19 protein-coding genes and 2 pseudogenes are annotated in these 18776 nt (G+C 59.6%); 12 read left to right on the top strand and 9 right to left on the bottom strand.

Features of this window, described 5'->3' with window-relative positions; all coding sequences use genetic code 11:
- Positions 1–409: 409 nt before the first annotated feature.
- The 6 genes from EV130_RS24090 to arsH are packed head-to-tail and all read left to right on the top strand — an operon-like array spanning position 410 to position 3927.
- Positions 410–766: an ArsR/SmtB family transcription factor gene (locus EV130_RS24090; protein ID WP_132661683.1), complete on the top strand. Its 357-nt coding sequence runs from the start codon at positions 410–412 to the stop codon at positions 764–766.
- On the top strand, positions 763–1197 hold the full coding sequence (gene arsN2 / locus EV130_RS24085; protein ID WP_132661681.1) for an arsenic resistance N-acetyltransferase ArsN2: 435 nt from the start codon (positions 763–765) through the stop codon (positions 1195–1197). The genes EV130_RS24090 and arsN2 overlap by 4 nt, the downstream gene beginning before the upstream one ends.
- A 14-nt stretch (positions 1198–1211) precedes the next feature.
- Positions 1212–1739, top strand: coding sequence for an arsenate reductase ArsC (locus EV130_RS24080; protein ID WP_132553221.1), 528 nt, complete (start codon positions 1212–1214; stop codon positions 1737–1739).
- Between the two features lies 1 nt (position 1740).
- Positions 1741–2799 carry an ACR3 family arsenite efflux transporter gene (gene arsB / locus EV130_RS24075; protein ID WP_132661679.1) on the top strand — a complete coding sequence of 353 codons (1059 nt, stop codon included), beginning with the start codon at positions 1741–1743 and terminating at the stop codon, positions 2797–2799.
- A 2-nt stretch (positions 2800–2801) separates the two neighbouring features.
- Positions 2802–3224 (top strand): arsenate reductase (glutaredoxin), encoded by a 423-nt coding sequence (gene arsC / locus EV130_RS24070; RefSeq protein WP_132553223.1) that lies wholly within the window; start codon positions 2802–2804, stop codon positions 3222–3224.
- Positions 3217–3927: an arsenical resistance protein ArsH gene (gene arsH / locus EV130_RS24065; RefSeq protein ID WP_132661677.1), complete on the top strand. Its 711-nt coding sequence runs from the start codon at positions 3217–3219 to the stop codon at positions 3925–3927. Before arsC ends, arsH begins: the two co-directional genes overlap by 8 nt.
- 132 nt (positions 3928–4059) lie before the next feature.
- Here the strand turns inward: arsH and arsK are convergent, their stop codons facing one another.
- Positions 4060–5271 (bottom strand): arsenite efflux MFS transporter ArsK, encoded by a 1212-nt coding sequence (gene arsK / locus EV130_RS24060; protein WP_245520098.1) that lies wholly within the window; start codon positions 5269–5271, stop codon positions 4060–4062.
- A complete protein-coding gene (locus EV130_RS24055; protein WP_074061991.1) occupies positions 5258–5626 on the bottom strand; it encodes an ArsR/SmtB family transcription factor in 369 nt (122 codons plus the stop codon). Before EV130_RS24055 ends, arsK begins: the two co-directional genes overlap by 14 nt.
- A 42-nt stretch (positions 5627–5668) precedes the next feature.
- On the opposite strand from EV130_RS24055, the gene EV130_RS24050 reads away from it, so the two are divergent.
- Positions 5669–6181 (top strand): DUF6428 family protein, encoded by a 513-nt coding sequence (locus EV130_RS24050; RefSeq protein WP_132661673.1) that lies wholly within the window; start codon positions 5669–5671, stop codon positions 6179–6181.
- A gap of 396 nt (positions 6182–6577) precedes the next feature.
- Here the strand turns inward: EV130_RS24050 and EV130_RS24045 are convergent, their stop codons facing one another.
- A complete protein-coding gene (locus EV130_RS24045) occupies positions 6578–6991 on the bottom strand; it encodes a response regulator (protein WP_132553228.1) in 414 nt (137 codons plus the stop codon).
- Between the two features lie 422 nt (positions 6992–7413).
- Between EV130_RS24045 and EV130_RS24040 the strand changes: the two genes are divergently transcribed.
- Together EV130_RS24040 and EV130_RS24035 are read left to right on the top strand one after the other, a co-directional pair.
- Positions 7414–8760, top strand: a complete 1347-nt coding sequence (locus EV130_RS24040; protein WP_132661671.1) for a mechanosensitive ion channel family protein — start codon at positions 7414–7416, stop codon at positions 8758–8760.
- 45 nt (positions 8761–8805) lie between these two features.
- On the top strand, positions 8806–9312 hold the full coding sequence (locus tag EV130_RS24035; protein ID WP_132661669.1) for a hypothetical protein: 507 nt from the start codon (positions 8806–8808) through the stop codon (positions 9310–9312).
- Between the two features lie 16 nt (positions 9313–9328).
- On the opposite strand, the gene EV130_RS33460 is transcribed toward EV130_RS24035, so the two are convergent.
- Together EV130_RS33460 and EV130_RS33455 are read right to left on the bottom strand one after the other, a co-directional pair.
- On the bottom strand, positions 9329–9547 hold the full coding sequence (locus tag EV130_RS33460; RefSeq protein WP_132661667.1) for a hypothetical protein: 219 nt from the start codon (positions 9545–9547) through the stop codon (positions 9329–9331).
- Positions 9548–9757: 210 nt separating this feature from the next.
- Positions 9758–9827, bottom strand: a pseudogene (locus EV130_RS33455) (transcriptional regulator); the annotation flags it as partial.
- 5 nt (positions 9828–9832) lie between these two features.
- Between EV130_RS33455 and EV130_RS33450 the strand changes: the two are divergent.
- Together EV130_RS33450 and EV130_RS24015 are read left to right on the top strand one after the other, a co-directional pair.
- Positions 9833–10174 (top strand): annotated as a pseudogene (locus tag EV130_RS33450) (DUF6428 family protein); the annotation flags it as partial.
- Between the two features lie 583 nt (positions 10175–10757).
- Positions 10758–12203: an efflux transporter outer membrane subunit gene (locus tag EV130_RS24015; RefSeq protein WP_245520097.1), complete on the top strand. Its 1446-nt coding sequence runs from the start codon at positions 10758–10760 to the stop codon at positions 12201–12203.
- A gap of 686 nt (positions 12204–12889) precedes the next feature.
- Here EV130_RS24015 and EV130_RS24010 read toward each other — a convergent pair.
- From EV130_RS24010 to EV130_RS23995, 4 genes are all read right to left on the bottom strand, one after another.
- Positions 12890–13657 (bottom strand): LuxR C-terminal-related transcriptional regulator, encoded by a 768-nt coding sequence (locus EV130_RS24010; RefSeq protein WP_074061999.1) that lies wholly within the window; start codon positions 13655–13657, stop codon positions 12890–12892.
- A gap of 384 nt (positions 13658–14041) precedes the next feature.
- Complete coding sequence (locus EV130_RS24005; RefSeq protein WP_132661663.1) at positions 14042–14749, bottom strand: Crp/Fnr family transcriptional regulator; 708 nt, start codon at positions 14747–14749, stop codon at positions 14042–14044.
- A gap of 248 nt (positions 14750–14997) precedes the next feature.
- Complete coding sequence (locus EV130_RS24000) at positions 14998–16254, bottom strand: polysaccharide pyruvyl transferase family protein (protein ID WP_132661661.1); 1257 nt, start codon at positions 16252–16254, stop codon at positions 14998–15000.
- On the bottom strand, positions 16251–17684 hold the full coding sequence (locus EV130_RS23995; RefSeq protein ID WP_132661866.1) for an O-antigen ligase family protein: 1434 nt from the start codon (positions 17682–17684) through the stop codon (positions 16251–16253). Before EV130_RS23995 ends, EV130_RS24000 begins: the two co-directional genes overlap by 4 nt.
- A gap of 125 nt (positions 17685–17809) precedes the next feature.
- On the opposite strand from EV130_RS23995, the gene EV130_RS23990 reads away from it, so the two are divergent.
- Positions 17810–18685, top strand: coding sequence for a glycoside hydrolase family 16 protein (locus tag EV130_RS23990; RefSeq protein WP_245520090.1), 876 nt, complete (start codon positions 17810–17812; stop codon positions 18683–18685).
- Positions 18686–18776: the final 91 nt, after the last annotated feature.

Here is an 18776-nt window from a genome sequence, read left to right as displayed (position 1 = left end):
TCTGGAAGCTCCATCGAGCGTCTCTGAGACGGTCCGCCTCATCTCGACGACTTGTAGCACTAATTTCGAACGAATGCCTTCAGCCGAGAAGAACCACGTGAACCACTCCAATGACCTCAAGCGCCCGATCCACGTTCGAACTGCATATCGCCGTTCCGTACGTCCTCAAGCTTATGGTGGCCCCGAATCTCTTTAGTCACTCGGGTGCTGGCGTCTGAGCGGGTCCTGGATGGTGCTGATCCAGGACATGGCCGCCGCCGTGAACGGCCTCGACTGGAAGATCCGTCAAGGCCACGTCGGCAACATCATCAGCTGGAGCTGCCCGCAGTCCTTGGTACCGGGAATGCGATGCGTTGGACAAGGTTTGCAAGGTCGTTGACATACACAATATATCCGTTATTCTGGATATATGGAATCTAAATTCGCGATAACAGCGCTCGGCGCTTTGGCCCAAGCTACCCGTCTGGAAACTTTCCGGCTACTCGTTCGGCGTGAGCCGGACGGAGTTCCTGCTGGCGAACTCGCGCGGCTTCTGGATGTGCCTCAGAACACGATGTCGGCGCATCTCGCGACGCTCTCGCGAGCGGGCCTTATCAAGAGCGAGCGTCAGAGCCGCTCCATCATCTATCGCGCTGATCTTGACGGGCTTCGCGCGCTGACACTCTTCCTTCTCAAGGACTGCTGCAACGGAGCGACAGAGCTGTGCGCTCCTCTGATCGCCGAACTTACGCCGTGCTGCACTCCGGGGGCGAAGCTGTCATCATGAGTGATCTGCGGCTTGAACCGATCCCAGGAACCGACCCCAAGCTTAGGAGTGCGCTGCTCGAGGCACATCTGCCGACGGAAGACATCGATGAGGCTGGCCGCACCTTCTTCGAGGCCGTCTCCGGCGACGGCGAGACCTTAGCGTTCTCTGGGATCGAAAGCTGCGAAGGGAGCTGCCTGCTCCGATCCGTCGTCGTTCTACCGGAGCACCGCAAGTCCGGTATCGGGCGTCGCGTCGTCGAACTGACATTGAAGGCGGCTTCGGACGATGTCTTCCTCGCCACCACTTCAGCCGCTGAATTCTTCGGTGCGCTCGGATTCAGGGAAGTGCGACGGGAAGCAGTTCCGGCCGCGGTTCTCGCGACGCGCCAGCTTTCATCCATCTGCCCATCGTCGGCCACCATCATGAAACTAGACAGGCCGCCGACCTAACACGGACGAAACTAATGACTGAGAAGACCTACAACGTGCTGTTCCTCTGCACGGGCAACTCCGCTCGCTCTATCCTGGCCGAATCCATCCTCAACAAGGAGGGTGGCGGGCGCTTCAAGGCATTCTCCGCAGGCAGCCTGCCCAAGGGAGACGTGAATCCGCACGCGCTGAAGGAACTGGATGTTCTCGGCTATCCGTCGACGGGCTTCTCATCCAAAAGCTGGGACGTGTTCGCCGAACCGGGCGCACCGGAAATGGATTTCATCTTCACCGTCTGCGACAACGCCGCGGGTGAAGCCTGCCCGGTCTGGATCGGCCATCCGATGACCGCCCACTGGGGTGTCGAGGATCCTGCCGCCGTTGTCGGGTCAGAGGTCGAGATCCAGCGCGCCTTCGCCCAGGCGGCCCGCTTCCTCAAGAACCGCATCACCGCCTTCATCAATCTGCCCCTGGCCTCCATCGACCGCATGGCGCTCGAGCAGCACGTCCGCCAGATCGGTTCGCTCCAAGGCGCTTCCGTCAAATCCGCGAAGGCCGAGTAAGATGTCAACGTTCGAACGATACCTTACCGTGTGGGTCTTTCTCTGCATCGTCGCTGGCATCGCCCTCGGGCATGTGATGCCCGGCGTGTTCCATGTCATCGGAGCGGCAGAGATCGCCAAGGTCAACATTCCGGTCGCAGTGCTGATCTGGCTGATGGTCATCCCGATGCTGCTCAAGATCGACTTCGGCTCCCTGGCGAAGGTCGGCAGCTACTGGCGGGGGATCGGTGTCACGCTCTTCGTCAACTGGGCGGTCAAGCCCTTCTCGATGGCGCTCCTCGGCTGGCTGTTCGTCGGCTGGCTCTTTCGTCCCCTACTCCCTACCGATCAGATCGATTCATATATCGCGGGCCTAATCATACTCGCCGCGGCCCCATGCACGGCCATGGTTTTCGTATGGTCGAACCTCACCAAGGGCGAACCGCACTTCACCCTGTCCCAAGTGGCGCTCAACGACGCCATTATGATCGTCGCTTTCGCTCCGATTGTCGGACTTCTTCTGGGATTGTCGGCGATCACGGTCCCGTGGGACACGTTGGCGATCTCTGTCGTCCTTTACATCCTGATCCCGGTGGCCGTTTCCCAGATCGTGCGCAAGCGGCTCACTGCGGACCGCACGACGAGGTCGCTCGACCGTCTTCTCGGCCAACTACAGCCGCTCTCGCTTCTTGCATTGCTCGCCACGCTGATCCTGCTCTTCGGCTTCCAGGGCGAACAGATCATGGCACAGCCGGCTATCATCGGCCTTCTGGCTGTCCCGATCCTGATCCAGGTCTACTTCAACTCGGGACTGGCCTACCTGCTGAACCGGATGTCGGGCGAGCAGCACTGCGTTGCCGGTCCATCCGCACTCATCGGGGCCAGCAACTTCTTCGAACTCGCAGTTGCCGCCGCCATCAGCCTGTTCGGCTTTCAGTCAGGCGCAGCCCTCGCTACCGTCGTTGGCGTTCTCATCGAGGTCCCTGTGATGCTGTCGGTCGTATGGATCGTGAACCGCACCAAGGGCTGGTACGAGGCAGCACCCGCCGTCTCCAAGAACACCGCAACCGAAAGGACCTGACGATGGACGTCAAGATCTACCACAATCCCGCCTGCGGGACTTCAAGGAACACGCTTGAAATGATCCGCAACGCTGGCATCGAGCCGACGGTGATCGAGTATCTCAAGACCCCGCCATCGCGCGAGGAATTGGTGAAGATGATCGCCGATGCCGGCCTTTCGGTCCGGGAGGCGATCCGGGAGAAGGGAACGCCATACGAAGAACTCGGTCTCGCCAACCCCGCGCTCACGGACGACCAATTGCTCGACGTCATGCTGAAGGAGCCGATCCTCATCAACCGACCGTTCGTCGTGACACCTCTCGGCACCCGTCTCAGCCGCCCGTCTCAGGTCGTCCTCGATATCCTGCCCGATACCCACAAGAGTGCCTTCACGAAGGAAGACGGGGAGAAGGTTCTCGACGAGAAAGGCAAGCGAATTGGCTGACACATTCCCGGCACTTCACGATTATCATCTTGTTCCAACAGACCTCGAAGCGCTCAGGCCCGCCTTCTCGAAGCACAAGCCCCGTATTCTCATCCTCTACGGCTCGCTCCGGGAGGTGTCCTACAGCCGCCTGCTGGCGCACGAGGTCCGACGGCTCCTCGAGCGGCTGGACTGCGACGTGCGGGTTTTCGATCCGAAAGGCCTGCCGCTCCCTGACGAAGCGCCCGTCAGCCACCCGAAAGTGCAGGAACTGCGCGAACTGTCGCAATGGTCTGAAGGCCAGGTCTGGGTGAGCCCCGAGCGCCACGGGGCGATGACAGGCATCATGAAGTCGCAGATCGACTGGATCCCGCTATCGGTCGGATCGGTTCGTCCCACGCAGGGAAAGACGCTTGCAGTCATGGAGGTGTCCGGCGGCAGCCAGTCCTTCAACGCCGTGAACCAGATGCGCGTCCTCGGTCGCTGGATGCGCATGATCACAGTCCCTAACCAGAGCAGCGTCGCGAAGGCTTTTCAGGAATTCGACGCCGAGGGGCGAATGAAGCCGTCATCCTACTACGACCGTGTCGTCGATGTCTGCGAGGAGCTCGTCAAGTTTACTCTGCTGACCCGCGATGCGTCGTCCTATCTGACCGATCGCTATAGCGAGCGGAAGGAGGAGGCGTCGAAGCTGGAACAACGGGTGAATTTGAAGTCGATCTGACGGCTACTTACGCCGCCACACCTTCATGGCAGAACGCAGCAGCATAACCTCAAGCGCAGGAAGAAGAACCGCGTTCGTGTGAAGCCTTATGCAGACAGGCCGGAACACAAGCAATTGATGAGTGATCGTCAGCTACTCCGCCGCGACGAGATCTCGCCTTGTCGCAATCGCCACGCTGATGAATGCGACCATGCCGGCGGTCCCGAGGGCAGCGATCGCGAACAAGGAAAGGCCGATCCCGAAGCTTTGCATCGCCGCCGCGAAGGCGAACGGCGCTGCCGCACCGAGCGCGAGCCTCGCGGCCGCCATCTTGCCCGTGATCGCCCCGTACCCATCGCTGCCGAACAGATAGAGCGGAAGGCTCCCTTGAGCGATGGAATTGATCCCCGATCCGAGTCCAAGGCAGATGGCGAACGCAGCCGCGCCCGGCAGCGAGTTCCCCGTCACGGCAAGGACCACGATGCCGAGGACCATTAGCGCAGCCGAGATAACCGCAAGCATCGGCGGAGAGAGGCTCGTGCCGAATATCATGTTGACGAGACGGCTCATGATCTGAGCAGGGCCGAAGAGCGAGCCGATCACCACGGCTGTAGTACCCAGTCCCAGCGTGCCGAGCATGGGAACCATATGGGCGAGGACGGAGGCCAAAGTGAAGCCTAGGATGGCGAAGGCAGCAGAGACGACGATCATCGCGCCGCGGCGCCTTTCCGGCGGAACCGCACCCACCACGTGCTCGCGCGCCCGATTGACACCTCGAACACCTTCAGCCTTGCCCTTCCTCGCCATCCAGAGATGCAGCGGCATGCAGACGAACAGATTGAGGGCCGCGAAGACCAGATAGATTTCCCGCCATGTGAGATATCCGACCAAGGCGGCGGTGATCGGCCAGAAGATCGTCGAGGCAAAGCCACCGATCAGTGTGAGGTAGGTTATGCTTCGCGATGCCGTCCTGGGATCGCTTTGCACCAGTGCCGCGAATGCAGCCTGATACTGGACCATTCCCGAGGAGATTTCGATGAGGATGATGGCAAGAGCGAACACGAACACGGAGGGTGACCACGCGCACAGTGCAAGCGTCAGCGCGGACAGAGCCGATCCGATGGTCAGGATAGTGGCTGCGCCCATCCGGTCCATCTGCTTTCCGATATACGTCGCGGACAATCCGCCGATGAACAGCGATGCCGAAAATATCCCGAAGACCTGTGCAAGCGTCAGCCCGAGATCCTCGGCCATTTCCGGTGCCAGGATGCTGAAGCTGTAGTAGAGCGTGCCGTAGCCGATGATCTGGGTCATGCCGAGGGCGGAGACGATAGCGGCCGGGATCTTGCTGTCACGCAACGGCATCATCCTTGCTGGTGGCTTCTCCGGTTGGGCAGCAGCCATCTTGGCGATCCACCGTCTCCCGGACCGCGGGGTGGCCCGCGCAGCAGTCCTCCATCAGAAACTTAACGAGAGCAGCCAGGGAGTCGTAGCTGGCACTGTAGACGATCGAACGAGATTTGCGCCGCTGCAGGATCAGGCCTGCGCGTTCGAGTTCCTTCAGATGGAACGACACATTCGATGGGCTGACACCCATCCGCGCTGCAATGAGGCCTGCGGCGAGTCCCTCCGGCCCCCCGACGACCAGCGTCCTCACGATGCCGAGGCGGGTCTCCTGAGAGAGTGCGGCGAATGAAGAGAGGGCTTGACGTTCATCCATATTTCAATATTCCTTGAACCATTGAAACAAGGAGTAGCGCACATGAACGCGATCGACAAGAAGCTTTCGACCGACATCACGCTCGGCCATCTTCTCGATGCCCTGGCGGCCGCGCCGGATGCACCTGTCGTCTTCCACTACGGCGGCACCCCGGTAAAGGCGGGCTATCACGTGACCGAGGTGAAGGCGGGGCAGTTCTCGGCCATCGACTGCGGCGCAAATCCCGAAGCATGGTCGGAGATTTTCGTGCAACTCTGGGACATCGACGGGGATGGGCGGACGCACATGCCCGCAGGGAAGTTCGCTACGATCATCCGGAAGGTGTCGGATCATGTCCGGCTTGAGCCATCCGCAAAGCTCACGTTCGAGGTCAGCGACGGTGTGAGGCCGATGGCGCTGTATTGTGCACGGCCGCCTCGCTTGAAAGGAGGTTCGTTCGAGGTCATCCTCGATGCCCGACCATCGAGCTGCAAACCACGCGACCGATGGCTGGCCGAGGAAAAGGCAAAGACTGCGTGCTGTGGGCCATCGTCCGGCACAGACTGCTGCGCCTGACTGCGCGGGCGCTGAAAACAGAATGGCGGGGCGAAACCGAACCGGCCTGTCAGTTCATTTGAAAGACACATCAGATCAGCCAGAACGAAGCGTCTGCACTTCGCATCGCTTCCTTCGGAGAGAGCTCCAGGATCTCTGCACCCGGCAGCTCCAGTCGAGGGGCAAGTTCGTCGGCAAGCATCAGTCAGGCATTTTCGATGCCGCTGGAGGATGTCCCTGCGCTGGCACTGCTCCCCGGTAAACCTATGATTTCAAGGTGGCCGAGGGTGAGCATGATAAGGCCGCAGCCGCCATTTTTGGTCTTCGATTAAAGAGGAATGCGTCAGAAAATGGCCAAGATCAACGTGTCCGGGTTCAGGCAGCGACGACGTGGCATCGTGATTTGATCCGGCAGTACTACTTGCCATTCTCAGCGTCGCCCCTGTCGGGAACAGCCATCGAACTCTCGTTGAGCAGCTGCGAGATCGCTGTGACCAATTGCGCGAGGGCGAACGGCTTTTGAAGCATGATACTGTTCGGCACGCCTTTCGACGCCCAGTCGGCCGCACTGTCGCCACTCGTGTAGACGACCGGCATTAGCGGCTCGATTTCCCGCGCAGCGCGGGCCACTTCCCAGCCGTCAGGCCCGTCGCCCAGTCGAATATCTGTAATCAATCCCTGCACAGGCGGATCGGCCGCGGCCAAATACTGTATAGCCTTTCGTCCGTCTGCGACGGTGCGCACCTCAAAGCCCGCGTCAGCAAGCGCATCCTCGAAGACGTTGAGCACCGACGCCTCGTCATCGACGAGCAGTATTGTGACCGGATCCATCTGGCGTTGTCCCCCCAAAACAAAGGCTGGTTCGGCAACGCGCAATTGGGGAAACAGTTCCGCTAACGATCGTCTTGAATGGGGAAAGGGTCAGCGCCATCGACTTTACCGCACCTGCGCCCGTCTGCGATTCAATCAGACAATCGCTCTTCCGTTGCCTGCAACTGCCCTCGGAAGTTCGTCGCAAACACATGATAAAGACGGCCCTCGCCGCCGCTCTTGAAAAAGGACGTGAAAGCGAACCCATCAAGTGCGACGGCGTGAGGCGCAATTGCTTGAAACAGAAGCGTCGGCTGCACCCGATCAGGCAATCGCCAAACGGTCGGCTGATTCTTTCGAAATCCTGCTGAGTTCGGCCGCATTCGCATTTGAACAAAACCCCGCTTCCGCTGGTTATCCTGCAGAATCGCGAGAAAACGACGATGGATTTCCTAGAGGCGATCAACGCTGCCGGATCCTGGCTGCAGGCTTTCCTTCTCAATGAGTGGACGCTCTATCAGTCCGCCCTGATTGTCGGTGGTTACCTGCTTTCCGGCTGGCTTGCAAAACGAATCGAGCCTGCACTGGAATCGCGCGCCCGCACGATCAAGGGAAATCCGGATCTTCTTCGCGTCATCATCGCTTTCATGCGGCGAACGCGGTGGCTTTTTCTGATTGTGCTGCTGGCGATTGCGGATGTGGTGCTTTTGCGATTTGCCTGGCCATCGCACCGCTGGCTGGTGGCGACAGCCCTCACACTCGTGGTGGCGTGGTTCGTTATCTCGGTGCTCACGCGCATCATCCGAAACCAGATGCTGGCGCGTGTCGTTGCCGCTGCCGGCTGGTTCTACTTCGCGCTTTACGCGCTTGGACTGGATCGCGCACTCCTGGCAGCACTCGATGGTATTGCCGTCAATCTCGGCGCCGTCCGCCTGTCAATGCTGCTCGTCCTGAAGGCCATCATCCTTTCCGTCGCGCTGATATGGCTTGCAGTTCTCATCGGCAACATGTCGTCGAACTGGATCCAGAAGTCTGCGGATCTGACGCCCTCCTTGAAGGTTCTCATCAGCAAACTGATAAAGATAGGGCTGATTGTCTTTGCGGGAACGATCGCCTTGTCTGCAACAGGCATTGACCTGACGGCGCTCACGGTTTTTTCAGGTGCTGTCGGCGTCGGCATTGGTTTCGGCCTGCAGAAGGTCGTCTCCAATTTCATATCCGGAATCATCATCCTGCTCGATAAATCCATCAAACCGGGCGACACAATTACGCTAGGGGAGACTTTCGGCTCCATCCGCGACCTGCGCTCCCGCTTCGTTTCCGTCATCACGAGAGATGGCAAGGAATACCTCATTCCGAACGAAGACTTCATTTCCCAGCAAGTCGTCAACTGGTCGTTTTCCAGCGAGTATGTCCGCATCGAGGTTGATTTCGGAACCTCGTATGACAGCGATCCGCGCGAGGTTTCCCGCATCGCGATCGAGGCCGCCAAGACTATTCCGCGGGTTTCCGGCACCTACGCCCAGCCGGTCTGCTGGATGACGGCCTTTGGGGCTTCTTCGATCGATTTCAAATTGAGATTCTGGATCTCCGACCCGAGCAACGGGCTCACCAACGTGCGCGGTGAAGTACTCATGGCATTATGGGATGCATTCAAGGCAGCCGGCATATCGATCCCGTTCCCGCACCGCGAAATCATCATGAGGACACCTGTCGAGCTTGCCCGCGCATCTGTTCGGCAACACCAAGATGATGACTGCGCTTCCGGCAGCTCAAGATCCGGGAACTGAACTGCCTCAGAGACGTTCGGCAATATTGCTCACGAGGTCACCGCCATGCGCTGCGCCGTTTTCTCGCTCTCCCTCGCACTCGCCTGCTCCCAGCCACATGCCGCAGCCGCTCAGGAAGCCGATTTCCTCCGGTCGCTTTCCGGAAACTGGCAAGGTGCAGGCCAGGTGCTGATGCGGATCGGCAGCGATCCGGTCAACGTGCGGTGCAGCTTTGCAACGAGGGCGGGCCTAGCCAACTTCTCCATGAACGGGAGCTGCCGGGGCTTTATCGTCGTGCGCCGGGCCGTTTCGGCGAACCTGAGGGTCAGCGGCGGGCGCTATTCCGGGACATATGTCGGACCGATGGGTCTGCCGTCTGCGCTTTCTGGAAGCCGCCGCGGAAACGCCATCAATCTTTCCGTACGCTGGGCCCGCCCCGTTAACGGCGACCGAAACGCCACCATGACGATCGAGAAGATCGGGGCGGACGGCCTGCGTCTGCGGACGGTCGATCGCGACCATGCGACCGGAAGATCGGTCATCACCAGCAACATCGATCTTAGGCGTCAGTGAACTTGCGCAAGCCTGCTCAGCCGGTTCTGTCAATTGCCCGTCCGCCCCGGCCGCTTCCGAGGCCGATCCGTTTCTGGCGAGCTGCCCGATGACCACCAGCACGAGCACGGCAAGGGCGCCTGCCGCCGATGTCATTGCCAGCGAACCCGGCGACGCCGAGGCTGATGATCAGGTAGGCCAGCGCGAAAGGTGCGGCTGCCGACACGATCAGCGCCGCCATGACCTGGACCTGCATTTTTCCATACCCGTCGCTTCCGAAGGGAATAAGGGCAAGCGCTCCCGTAACGGCCGCTCCCCCGCCCAACGGCGATTGCGAATGCGACGGCGCCGGCAACGGAAGGCGGTCGGGATGAGCAGGAATACCGCTGCCGACATAAGCGTGGCCGTTCTGATGGCAAGCTTGAGCGGCGGCAGGTTCGGCAAAGAGCATGACGGCGAGACGGCGTCTTCTCCGCGACCATGCCGGCGGCCATGCCGTCTGGACCGGCGACCACCAGCATCCGGACGATCTGCAGGCGGGGCGGAAGCCAAGGATACGCCCTTGGAGTCCATTCCGATGAAACCGGGCTACCAAGTAACCGAAGTCAAGGTCGGCGAGTTCGTAGCGCTCGACTGTGGCGCCATCCGGAAGCATGGCGAGAGATTTTCTTCCAACTATGGGACTTCGAAGAGAACGACAGCACGTACATGCCGGCGAGATGTGTAGCTCGATGGGTCTGCCAGGCTGACATTCGAAGTCAGCGACGGCGTGCGGCCAATGCAGCTTTACTGCGCGGCCATGCCGGCCTTGCTGGGCTGTGCTGTGCACGTCGAACTTGCGCCGCGCCCGGCAGGCTGCATGCCGCGCGACCGCTGGCTCTGAGAAGAAGCACGCAAGACTGACGCCTGCTGCAGGCCCACGCATGGAAAAATCCCTGCTGGCGGCATCTCCGGCCCTTGTTAATCATATTGGGCAGGTTGATATGTCGCCGGGACACTGCCGTTATACGTGCCATGAGGTTTGTGCTGTTTTACATTGTAACGTGCGTTTCCGTCAGCCTTGCTCTGGGCATTGCCATATATCCGATCTTTGGTACGGCCCCGGGGCGGGCTCATGGTCCATCGCTCCAAAGTACCCGTGTTCCAGCAGCCGGAACGGCGGGAAAGACCTCTCGCCTGGCGTCTTGCGCCCATGTCTCGTCCTGCCGCCGGGCGCCATCGAGCGCTACTCCGAACGACGCTTTTCGTTTCCGCCCACCGGTATTTGTGCCGGCCTCTCCTCTCACCCCGTCGGCGGATGCGCCGGCGAGGCGTGAGCTTTAAATGGTTGCCCGGCGCCAGATGAAACCTGCCGCATCGCCGCATTCCGGCAGCGGGCGTACCGAATGGGCAGATGCAAACGTTTCATTAACCACGTCCAGCGTACTTTCGGCAAAACCAAGGAGGTCGGCAGGTTGAGGGGGCGAATAGCATTAGCTCGTAGCGCAGCATGTTGCGTAGTCGCGTCTTTGCTGGCGGGCTGCGTGAGCGGACCGGACCACACGCCTCCGGAGATGCCGCTGCCGGCGAAGTTCGGTGAAGGCAGCAACAAGAATATCGGTGATGTAGCGACGGTGGCCTGGTGGTCGGCCTTTCGCGACAGGCAGCTTGACAGCCTGGTTGCGCGCGGCATCGACCAGAACCTCGACGTTCTGCAGGCGATGGAACGCATCAATGCGGCGTCCTCCAATGTGACGGTCGCCGGGGCTGGCTCGCTGCCGAGCCTGGTCGTCGGCGCCTCGCACACGGTGTCGGGCCAGATGGGCTCGGAGCGCACCCGGGTGGGTGCGACCAACACCTCTGGCGGCGAGGCCAATGTCTCCTGGCTGCTCGATCTCTTCGGCCAGTACCGGCGCTCCAAGGAAAGCGCGCTTGCTTCGCTCGATTCGGCCTATGCCAGCGCCGACGTGGCCCGGCTTGCCTTCCTGCAGGATCTCGTCTCGACCTATATCGACGCCCGCTTCTACCAGGAGCGCATTGCGCTGTCGAAGGCCAACCTGCAATCGCGCCGGGAGACCTACGATCTTACCAAGTTCCAGCTGGAAGCCGGTGCCGCCTCCAGGCTCGACGTCGTCCAGGCCGAGGGCCTGGTGCAGTCGACGCAGGCTGAAATCCCCGGCCTGGAAACCAACTTCCGCGTCTCGGCGCATCACATCGCCACGCTGCTCGGCCTGCCGGCCTCCTCGCTGATGGCCGAGCTGCAGAAGGGAGCCGCCCAGCCGGTCTACCGTGCTGGCATCATCTCCGGCATCCCGGCCGACCTGATCCGCAACCGTCCCGACATCCGCGTGGCCGAGCGCAATCTGGCAGCGGCGACCGCCAATATCGGCGTCGCCGAATCGCAGCTTTATCCGTCGATCTCGCTGTCCGGCTCGATCTCGCCGAACTGGGTCAATGCGGCCGGTGGCAGCGGCGGCGGCCTGACCACCTGGTCCTTCGGCCCGACGCTCAGCCTGCCGATCTTCGACGGCGGCCGCCTGCGCGCCAATGTCGACATCGCCAAGTCGGACGCCAAGACCGCCTATCTCGCCTGGAAGGCAGCGGTGCTCAACGCCGTCGAGGAGGTGGAGAACGCGCTGTCGGCCGTGCGCCGCGACGCCCAGACGGTGGAAGCGCTGCGCGCCCAGGTCAAGACGACGCAGGAATCGCTGGAACTGTCGACGGCAAGCTACAAGGACGGCGCCTCCTCGCTGCTCGACGTGCTCGACGCCCAGCGCCAGGTGTCGCTGGCCCAGGCAAGCCTGGCGGCGTCCGTGCAGCAGATGGCCAGGGACTACGTCTCCCTCAACGTCGCAATCGGCGGCGGCTATGCCCCCGGCGGCAAGGTCAACGCTGTCTCCGCCACCGTGGCAAAAGGCCCCTCAAAGAGCTGAAAGAGCCCACGATGGACGAAAGCGCTGCGCGGCTGCACTACCAGGGAAAAAAGGCTCGTCCTGCCGATTGACGAGCCCTTCTTCCTTCATCGGAGGAGTAAAGAGACGGTCTCGCAAGCGTGGTACCGTCCAAAGGCATCAGACCACGGATTTCGCCTCTTGAACATTTCTACAAACGGATGAGCCGCCTACGCCCCCGATACGTACCATGGCGATCGCGCAAACGGGCCGCTTGCGCCGGAAGAAGGGGAGGAAGAGGCCAATCGGCTATCACCCAAAGGGATTAATTGATTTCGTGCGGTAGTATGGCATCCTCCACTTGGGACTCGGGGGCAGTACCGAGTAGAACCAGTTCCAAATGCGGCAGCTAATACTCGCGGGCTAATGACCGCGAAAAGCTCCTTGCGGAAGGGCTCGCTTCATTGCTGAAGCGAGCCCGGCTTTCTAGGCCTCCAAGAATATCGAGCAATCTTCAGCCCTTTACAGAAAACAGCATTCCCGCCTGCAGGGCACGCGGGGACACCCAGATCTGTTTGTTTCCAGCCTCAAGCACATCAGTGTGCGCCTCCTTCGCAGGCGAACCGTCCAATCCACCTCCTACCCAGGCGACACTCGAGACGGCGCTACCCGCGAAAACTGCGAAGCCTTCACAGCAGTTGCGGGAGTTCAGCAGCAACCGCGCACGATCAATGCATGAAATCCCTGATCTTATAGGCAACCTCCGTCCGGTTGGTGGCATTCAGCTTTTTCATGATGTTGCGGATGTGAACCTTCACCGTACTTTCGCAAAGCTTCATTTCGTACGCGATGATCTTGTTCGCCTTGCCCCGCAGCAAGGCTTCCGCCACGACCGCTTCGCGCGGCGTGAAGAGTTCATCGGTGCAGTTCATGCCATTGCTGACAGCACTGATCACGTGCCTTGCTGCAAGAATGCTGCTTGCGGGAATGAAAATTCCCCCTGCCTGGGCCAAGCCGATCGCTTCTGCAGCAACGCCAATACTGACAGTGGTGGGTATATAGCCTCGAGCGCCGTATTCGAGCGCTTTGAGGATTTGCGAAAGTTCGTCGCTCTCCGCCCCCACGACGACAGGGCTGGATTTGAACTTCTCGGTCAATTTCGCGATCGCCTGCCCCACATCGGCATCCGTGATCTTCTTTCCGCCGATCATCAAAAGGATGACGGCCGGATCATGCTGGATATGCTGGTTCTGCCAGTCCTCCAGCGAATTGGCGGAAATGATGTTCAAGGCCGGTTGATAGTCGCGAAGGCTGCGTGAAAGGCACTCGCGGTCAAGCGCCCGCGAATCGATCAGCAGCAGATATTCCGTATGCTCTTCCGTCGTAACGAAATTTGACGACGACAGACTCCGTACCGGATCCCTCGCCTTCAAGGAAATAAGACGCGTTGTCCTTGCGATACCAGTATTTTCGTTGGTTATTTGTTGCCCGTTCATAGCCGACTCCTACTCTCAACAAAATTGGCAGCCAAAACTAGAGACCAATTTGAAATACATACGCTTTACTTGCAAATCATACAATTAGACCAAACGTTTGCGCTTGATCTAAAGTATTTTTACAGTCGTATGAAATTCAAACGCCCAACATTAAACTTGCATTAATTATAAATGTCGGCATTAACATATGTTAACCACTACTCATAAAAGATCACATCTAGATCTTATTTCTTACTGTACAACAACATTGCCCCTAATCATTTTAGCCACAAAGAGCTACGATTATTGTGAATAATCCTCATATTTTATAGGATTATCCACAGAGATGCATTGTCGGCTCTTCTTTCGAATAGCCCCCATAACACGTGGAAGTATTTCAGGAATTTATAAGCGCCGCTCCGCCGGCGGCGCCAGGTAGGTTGGGTCGAAATCGACCAGTTCCTCGAGTTTCTTCCTGTCCAGGAATTCGACGACGCCACTTTTGAATACAAGCAGGCCGCTAAGACGCATATCTTTGAGGACACGATTGATATGGACGGTCGAAAGACCGACGGCATCACCGATCTCGGCCTGTGTCAGCGGACATTCAAAACCGTCCGCCGACTCGTGCTGGAAAACACCCAGCCGGACGGCCAGCTCGAGAAGAAGATGCGCAGTCCGGGCAAAAGCATCGCGGCGCCCGATATTCGCCAACCTTTCAGTCAGCCGAGCCTGACGGCGCACCATCTCCAGGAGCAGCGCGCGGTGCAGGTCGGTCGACGCGCTCTCGGGCTTTCGATCGCCAAGCGCCGGCAGTTCGTAGATGCGAATGTTGGAGAGCGCCTGCATCGTCTCGCGCGACAACTCCGCCGAAGCCGTCCAGACGATATCTCCGGGAAGCGAAAAATCGGAAACCATGCGTGCCCCATTTGGAAGCAGTTTCCAGGAGATGATCCAGCCGCTGACCAGATAGAAGATGCGGGCCCGGCGATTTCCGACCTCGAAGATCGTTTCGCCGGCATGGTAACCCCGGTACGCTCCTCCCGCAAATTCGCGACGCTTGAGATGACGATTTGCCGAAAGCTCATATTCCGCGGTCGTCAGTGTTACCATTCCCCAAACCCCGTAAGCGAACATCAGCTTTGACTGAACAAAAGTATAATCTTAAGGTTGGAAAATACACAATATCATGCGTCTTTTGCCGTGTCGCTTACTCCAATTTGCTTAGGTTGCTTGGGAACGCGATGTTGCGCTGTGCCAAGGCACTTTACGCGCATACATTGAATCTTTTGCGGCAACGGGAATCAACGCTGCGCTGTGATGGGCAAGCCAGAGAACTATCTGGCCTTTCAATTTGCAATTCAACGGGGGCCGGCAGCAATGCCTCGCACGTCGTCGGCAATCGAATATTCGCTGACAAGGCCCGGCCGCAGGGCAAATCGCAAGCGCCGCATTCCCGTTTCCGCACAGTCCATCGTCAGATTATATCTTTCCTGATCAATACCTTGGGCGAGCGCGGCCCTTAAAAGAGCGGGAATATCGCTCACCGGCACATGCTCCGCATCCACAAAATAGGCTTCGCGCCCGACGGAGCGGAAGAAGCCCTCAACCTTTTTATCCCAGCCAAGTCCGATATGCGGAATGCCAAAGGAATAGGCGGCGATGCAGGCGTGGAGACGGTGGGAAATGATCGCATCCGCAGCATTCAGCAGCCGCAGCAACTGTTCTACGTCGGCGGGCCGATCGGCAAGATGGAGTACACCTGAGGTAAGATGACGCGCCATCGAGCCTTCGTTCACAATCGTCCTCGCGAAAATGTGATCTTCCGTGGCGCCGTTACAAAACAGCGTGACGTTCAATCCGTCTTCGATCAGCGCCTCAATAAGCTTGCGGTACCCGGCCGCGTCCCCCAGCGGGATCGGACCGGTCTGGCTGGCATGGCGCGTGAGCACGACCGGTTCCGTGACGCAGATGGCGACCTTGTTTCCCCGGTTCGGTCCGCGCGTCGTATGGGCTATCTGGCCGATCAAGAGCCCGGGATCGGGAATAATGTCGGGAACAGGCCCGGCGGGAAAATGACTGCGCCAGCTATCGTAGGCAAACCTGTCCCGTACCGAGACGTGCAGCAGCCGGACACCGCCGATGCGGGCAAAAAGCCGCCTGGCTGGTTCTGACCAATCGGCACTTACGCCGACAGCATAAATCCCAAGCGGGCGATCGAAGCGACGAACGCAATCCAGGACGGTTCCGATCTTCAACGGGAAATTCAGGTCGTCGTCCTGAAAAAGATTGCCGCCGCCGATGACGACTGCATCCGCCGCGGCAATCTTGCGTTCCCATTCGCCACGCTGCCGCCGGAGCGCTCGCTGGACGAAGAACCCGACAGCCAGCCGCCGAACAGGCTTTGGCAACCGTTGAAGCAGCTTGAGCAGATGCCGGCGCCGGCTGCTGCTTGCACCGCCGAACCCGTGACGGCCGGCAAGATCGACAGTCTCCACCTCTATGCCGCCGCCCGTCTGCGCAAGGCCGTGCTCGATGCACAGAGCCAATATGCCGTCGCCCAGGTTCTCGCTGTATTTGACGTTGAAGACGACGATCTTGAAGGGCGTCCTGCTCATGACCGTCTCTCCATTAGGCTCATGGTGTGAGAGGCAGACGCCCTCGCGCGCAGCGGATAGGGCTCAGTTAGCGCGGTCGTGGCGCCGGCAAGAATGTAGATCATCAGCCCGAGATCATAGACGGTTCCGGATGTGGAAGCCGTGACCAACACCGCGACGATCCCCATTTTCGCGGCGCGTATCGCCGAACCGCATTCAATCGGCTGCGCCGATCCAACAGCAGGCTTCAACGACAGTACGGACCATATGAACAGCGCGAACAAGAACGCGCCGAGCACCCCCAAATTGGACAGCAGCACCAGCACGAAGCTTGAGGCCCGCGCACTGCCCAGCCCCGCACCGAACCCGAATGTGTCGAGGAATGTCTTGTAGGCAACGGCATTCCATTCGGCACGCTCTTGTCCCGACTGGCTGTCGGCTTTAGAAAACAGCATCTCGTCGAAGAAGCCGGCAACGCCTGCCGAAAGCCCGGGCAGCGTCGCCAGGACGAGGAACACGATGAGCGGGGCCGCCGCGACCGAGGCGACAACAAAGAGCACCGGCCGGCGAGATCGGTCGGCGGAGGACCGGAAAAACGACCGCAAGAAAAGGACCGGAACAATAATCGCAAGACCGACAAGCCCTGTCGCTGACGTCGAGAAAAGCAATGCGATGAAGAGAAGCCACGTCAAAAGGCCGATGGCCCGGCCACGGACGCCTTCGAGCCAGAGGCTTGCAATGATGGCAAACAGCACCAGCGTATAGCCAGCAAATGCCGATGCTTCCGGAAAAGTCCCCGAAATCCTCTTCAGCCCGCCTTTTTCGGCGGCCGTCAGCAGCGCGTAGTTTGCTGTCCTGACGAAGCCGAGCAGATATTCGGTCCGCGTGAAATAGGTGACGATATCGGCCAGTGCGAAGCTCAATGTCACCGTCGCGGTGACCAACACGGCTTTGATAAGATCGTCATGCGTGCCTGCGCGTCTGAAGAAGGCAAAGGTACTGGCGAAAGCCACGAGGCCGCCCACGGCATAGACGGTCTGCGTTATATTGCTCGACGAGGCACGCAGCGGCACGAGCGAAATTATGTTTCTCAGGCCGACCGACCGCTCGACGATCATGGTTTCCGTCATTCCTTGGAACAACCGCGGAAAGAACAATGCCGTAAACAGTCCGAAGACCGTCAATGCCAGGAGGATGAATCCGGCGCGCGACGGAGAGACCGCAGCAAAGACCTGCCCCTCGCCGAATGCCATGAAGATCCGTAGAACGAAAAACAGCAGAAATAGGTTCGGCACCAGGATCGACGCTCCGCCCATTCCGGGTAGCGCAATGGCCGCCGCCGCGCCGAATGCAGTCGAAAGCATCAGCCATGTGAAAGAATGCCTGACGGGGGCAAACAGAAGCATTGCCCCCAGCAGAATAGTCACCAGCCCAATGAATTCGACCCGCATCCACCGCACCCAGTTTTCCTCAACAGGAAAGCTATCACGCGCCCAAGCGCCTTGTATTTACGTCCGCCTTAAGCCCTTTGCAGTAGCCCTTCGGTCGAATTGGGCGCTTTCGCGCGAAAGTGGGCATGGGTACCGTCCGCGGCATGAGAACGTTTACGCCCCAAACCTGCCTTCGTCGTACAGGCTGGCCGCGGTCGGCTGGCCGCCGGCTGGGCATCGTGATCGCTGCCGCACTTTTGTGCGCCCGCCTGGCGCATGCCGAAGATTGCGTGCCCGGTGACACCGGCGATGAAATCGATACCGAGGAGATGAAGCTCACTTTCGAAGACAACTTCGACGATCTGAGCGTATCAGCCTGGGGTCCGGGAACCCGCTGGATCGCTCATACGCCGTGGTCCGGCGATTTCGGCGGCGCCCGTTTTGCCAATCCCGAACTCGGGTTCCCGTTTGTCGTCACCGACGGCGTTCTGCGCATCGAGGCGGCCCGCAATGCCCAGGGCGATTGGCGTTCCGGACTGCTTGCCTCCGTCGACCCGAAGGGCGTTGGCTTTTCGCAGTGCTACGGCTATTTCGAGACGCGCGCGCAGTTGCCCATCGGGCCAGGCGTGTGGCCAGCTTTCTGGCTGATTGGCAAGGACAGGTCGAAATCGACCGCCGAGATCGATGTTCTTGAGTTCTACGGAGACAAACCGGAAGGATATTCTGCGACCGTCCATGTCTGGCACCGCGATGGCGGGCACTATTCGGATTTCTCGCGCATCGAGGTCTTCCGCGACGCAAGGCCCACCGACTTTCATACATATGGCGTGAAAATCGATTCCGAATTCATCCGCATGTATTTCGACGAGAAGCTGGTCTGGAAAACCAAAACCCAGCCGGAGCACCGCCAGCCGATGTATATCCTTGTCAATCTGGGATTGGCGAAAGACGCAGTCGATATGGACGTTCCCGATCCTTCGCACATGTTCGTAGATTACATCCGGGCTTACAGCGTCAGGTGACGTTGCACACGGACTGCAGGCTCACCGGTGCCTGTCGCGCGCTTCCATAAATGCATGTGTCGCAAGGGGTTAGGATACGTTCGCGGGCGAC

The organism is Rhizobium azibense, from assembly GCF_004342325.1.
In the GTDB taxonomy this organism is placed as follows: domain Bacteria; phylum Pseudomonadota; class Alphaproteobacteria; order Rhizobiales; family Rhizobiaceae; genus Rhizobium; species Rhizobium etli_B.
Note: the sequence above shows the minus strand (reverse complement) of the source record. Positions and strands in the feature narration are given on the sequence as shown.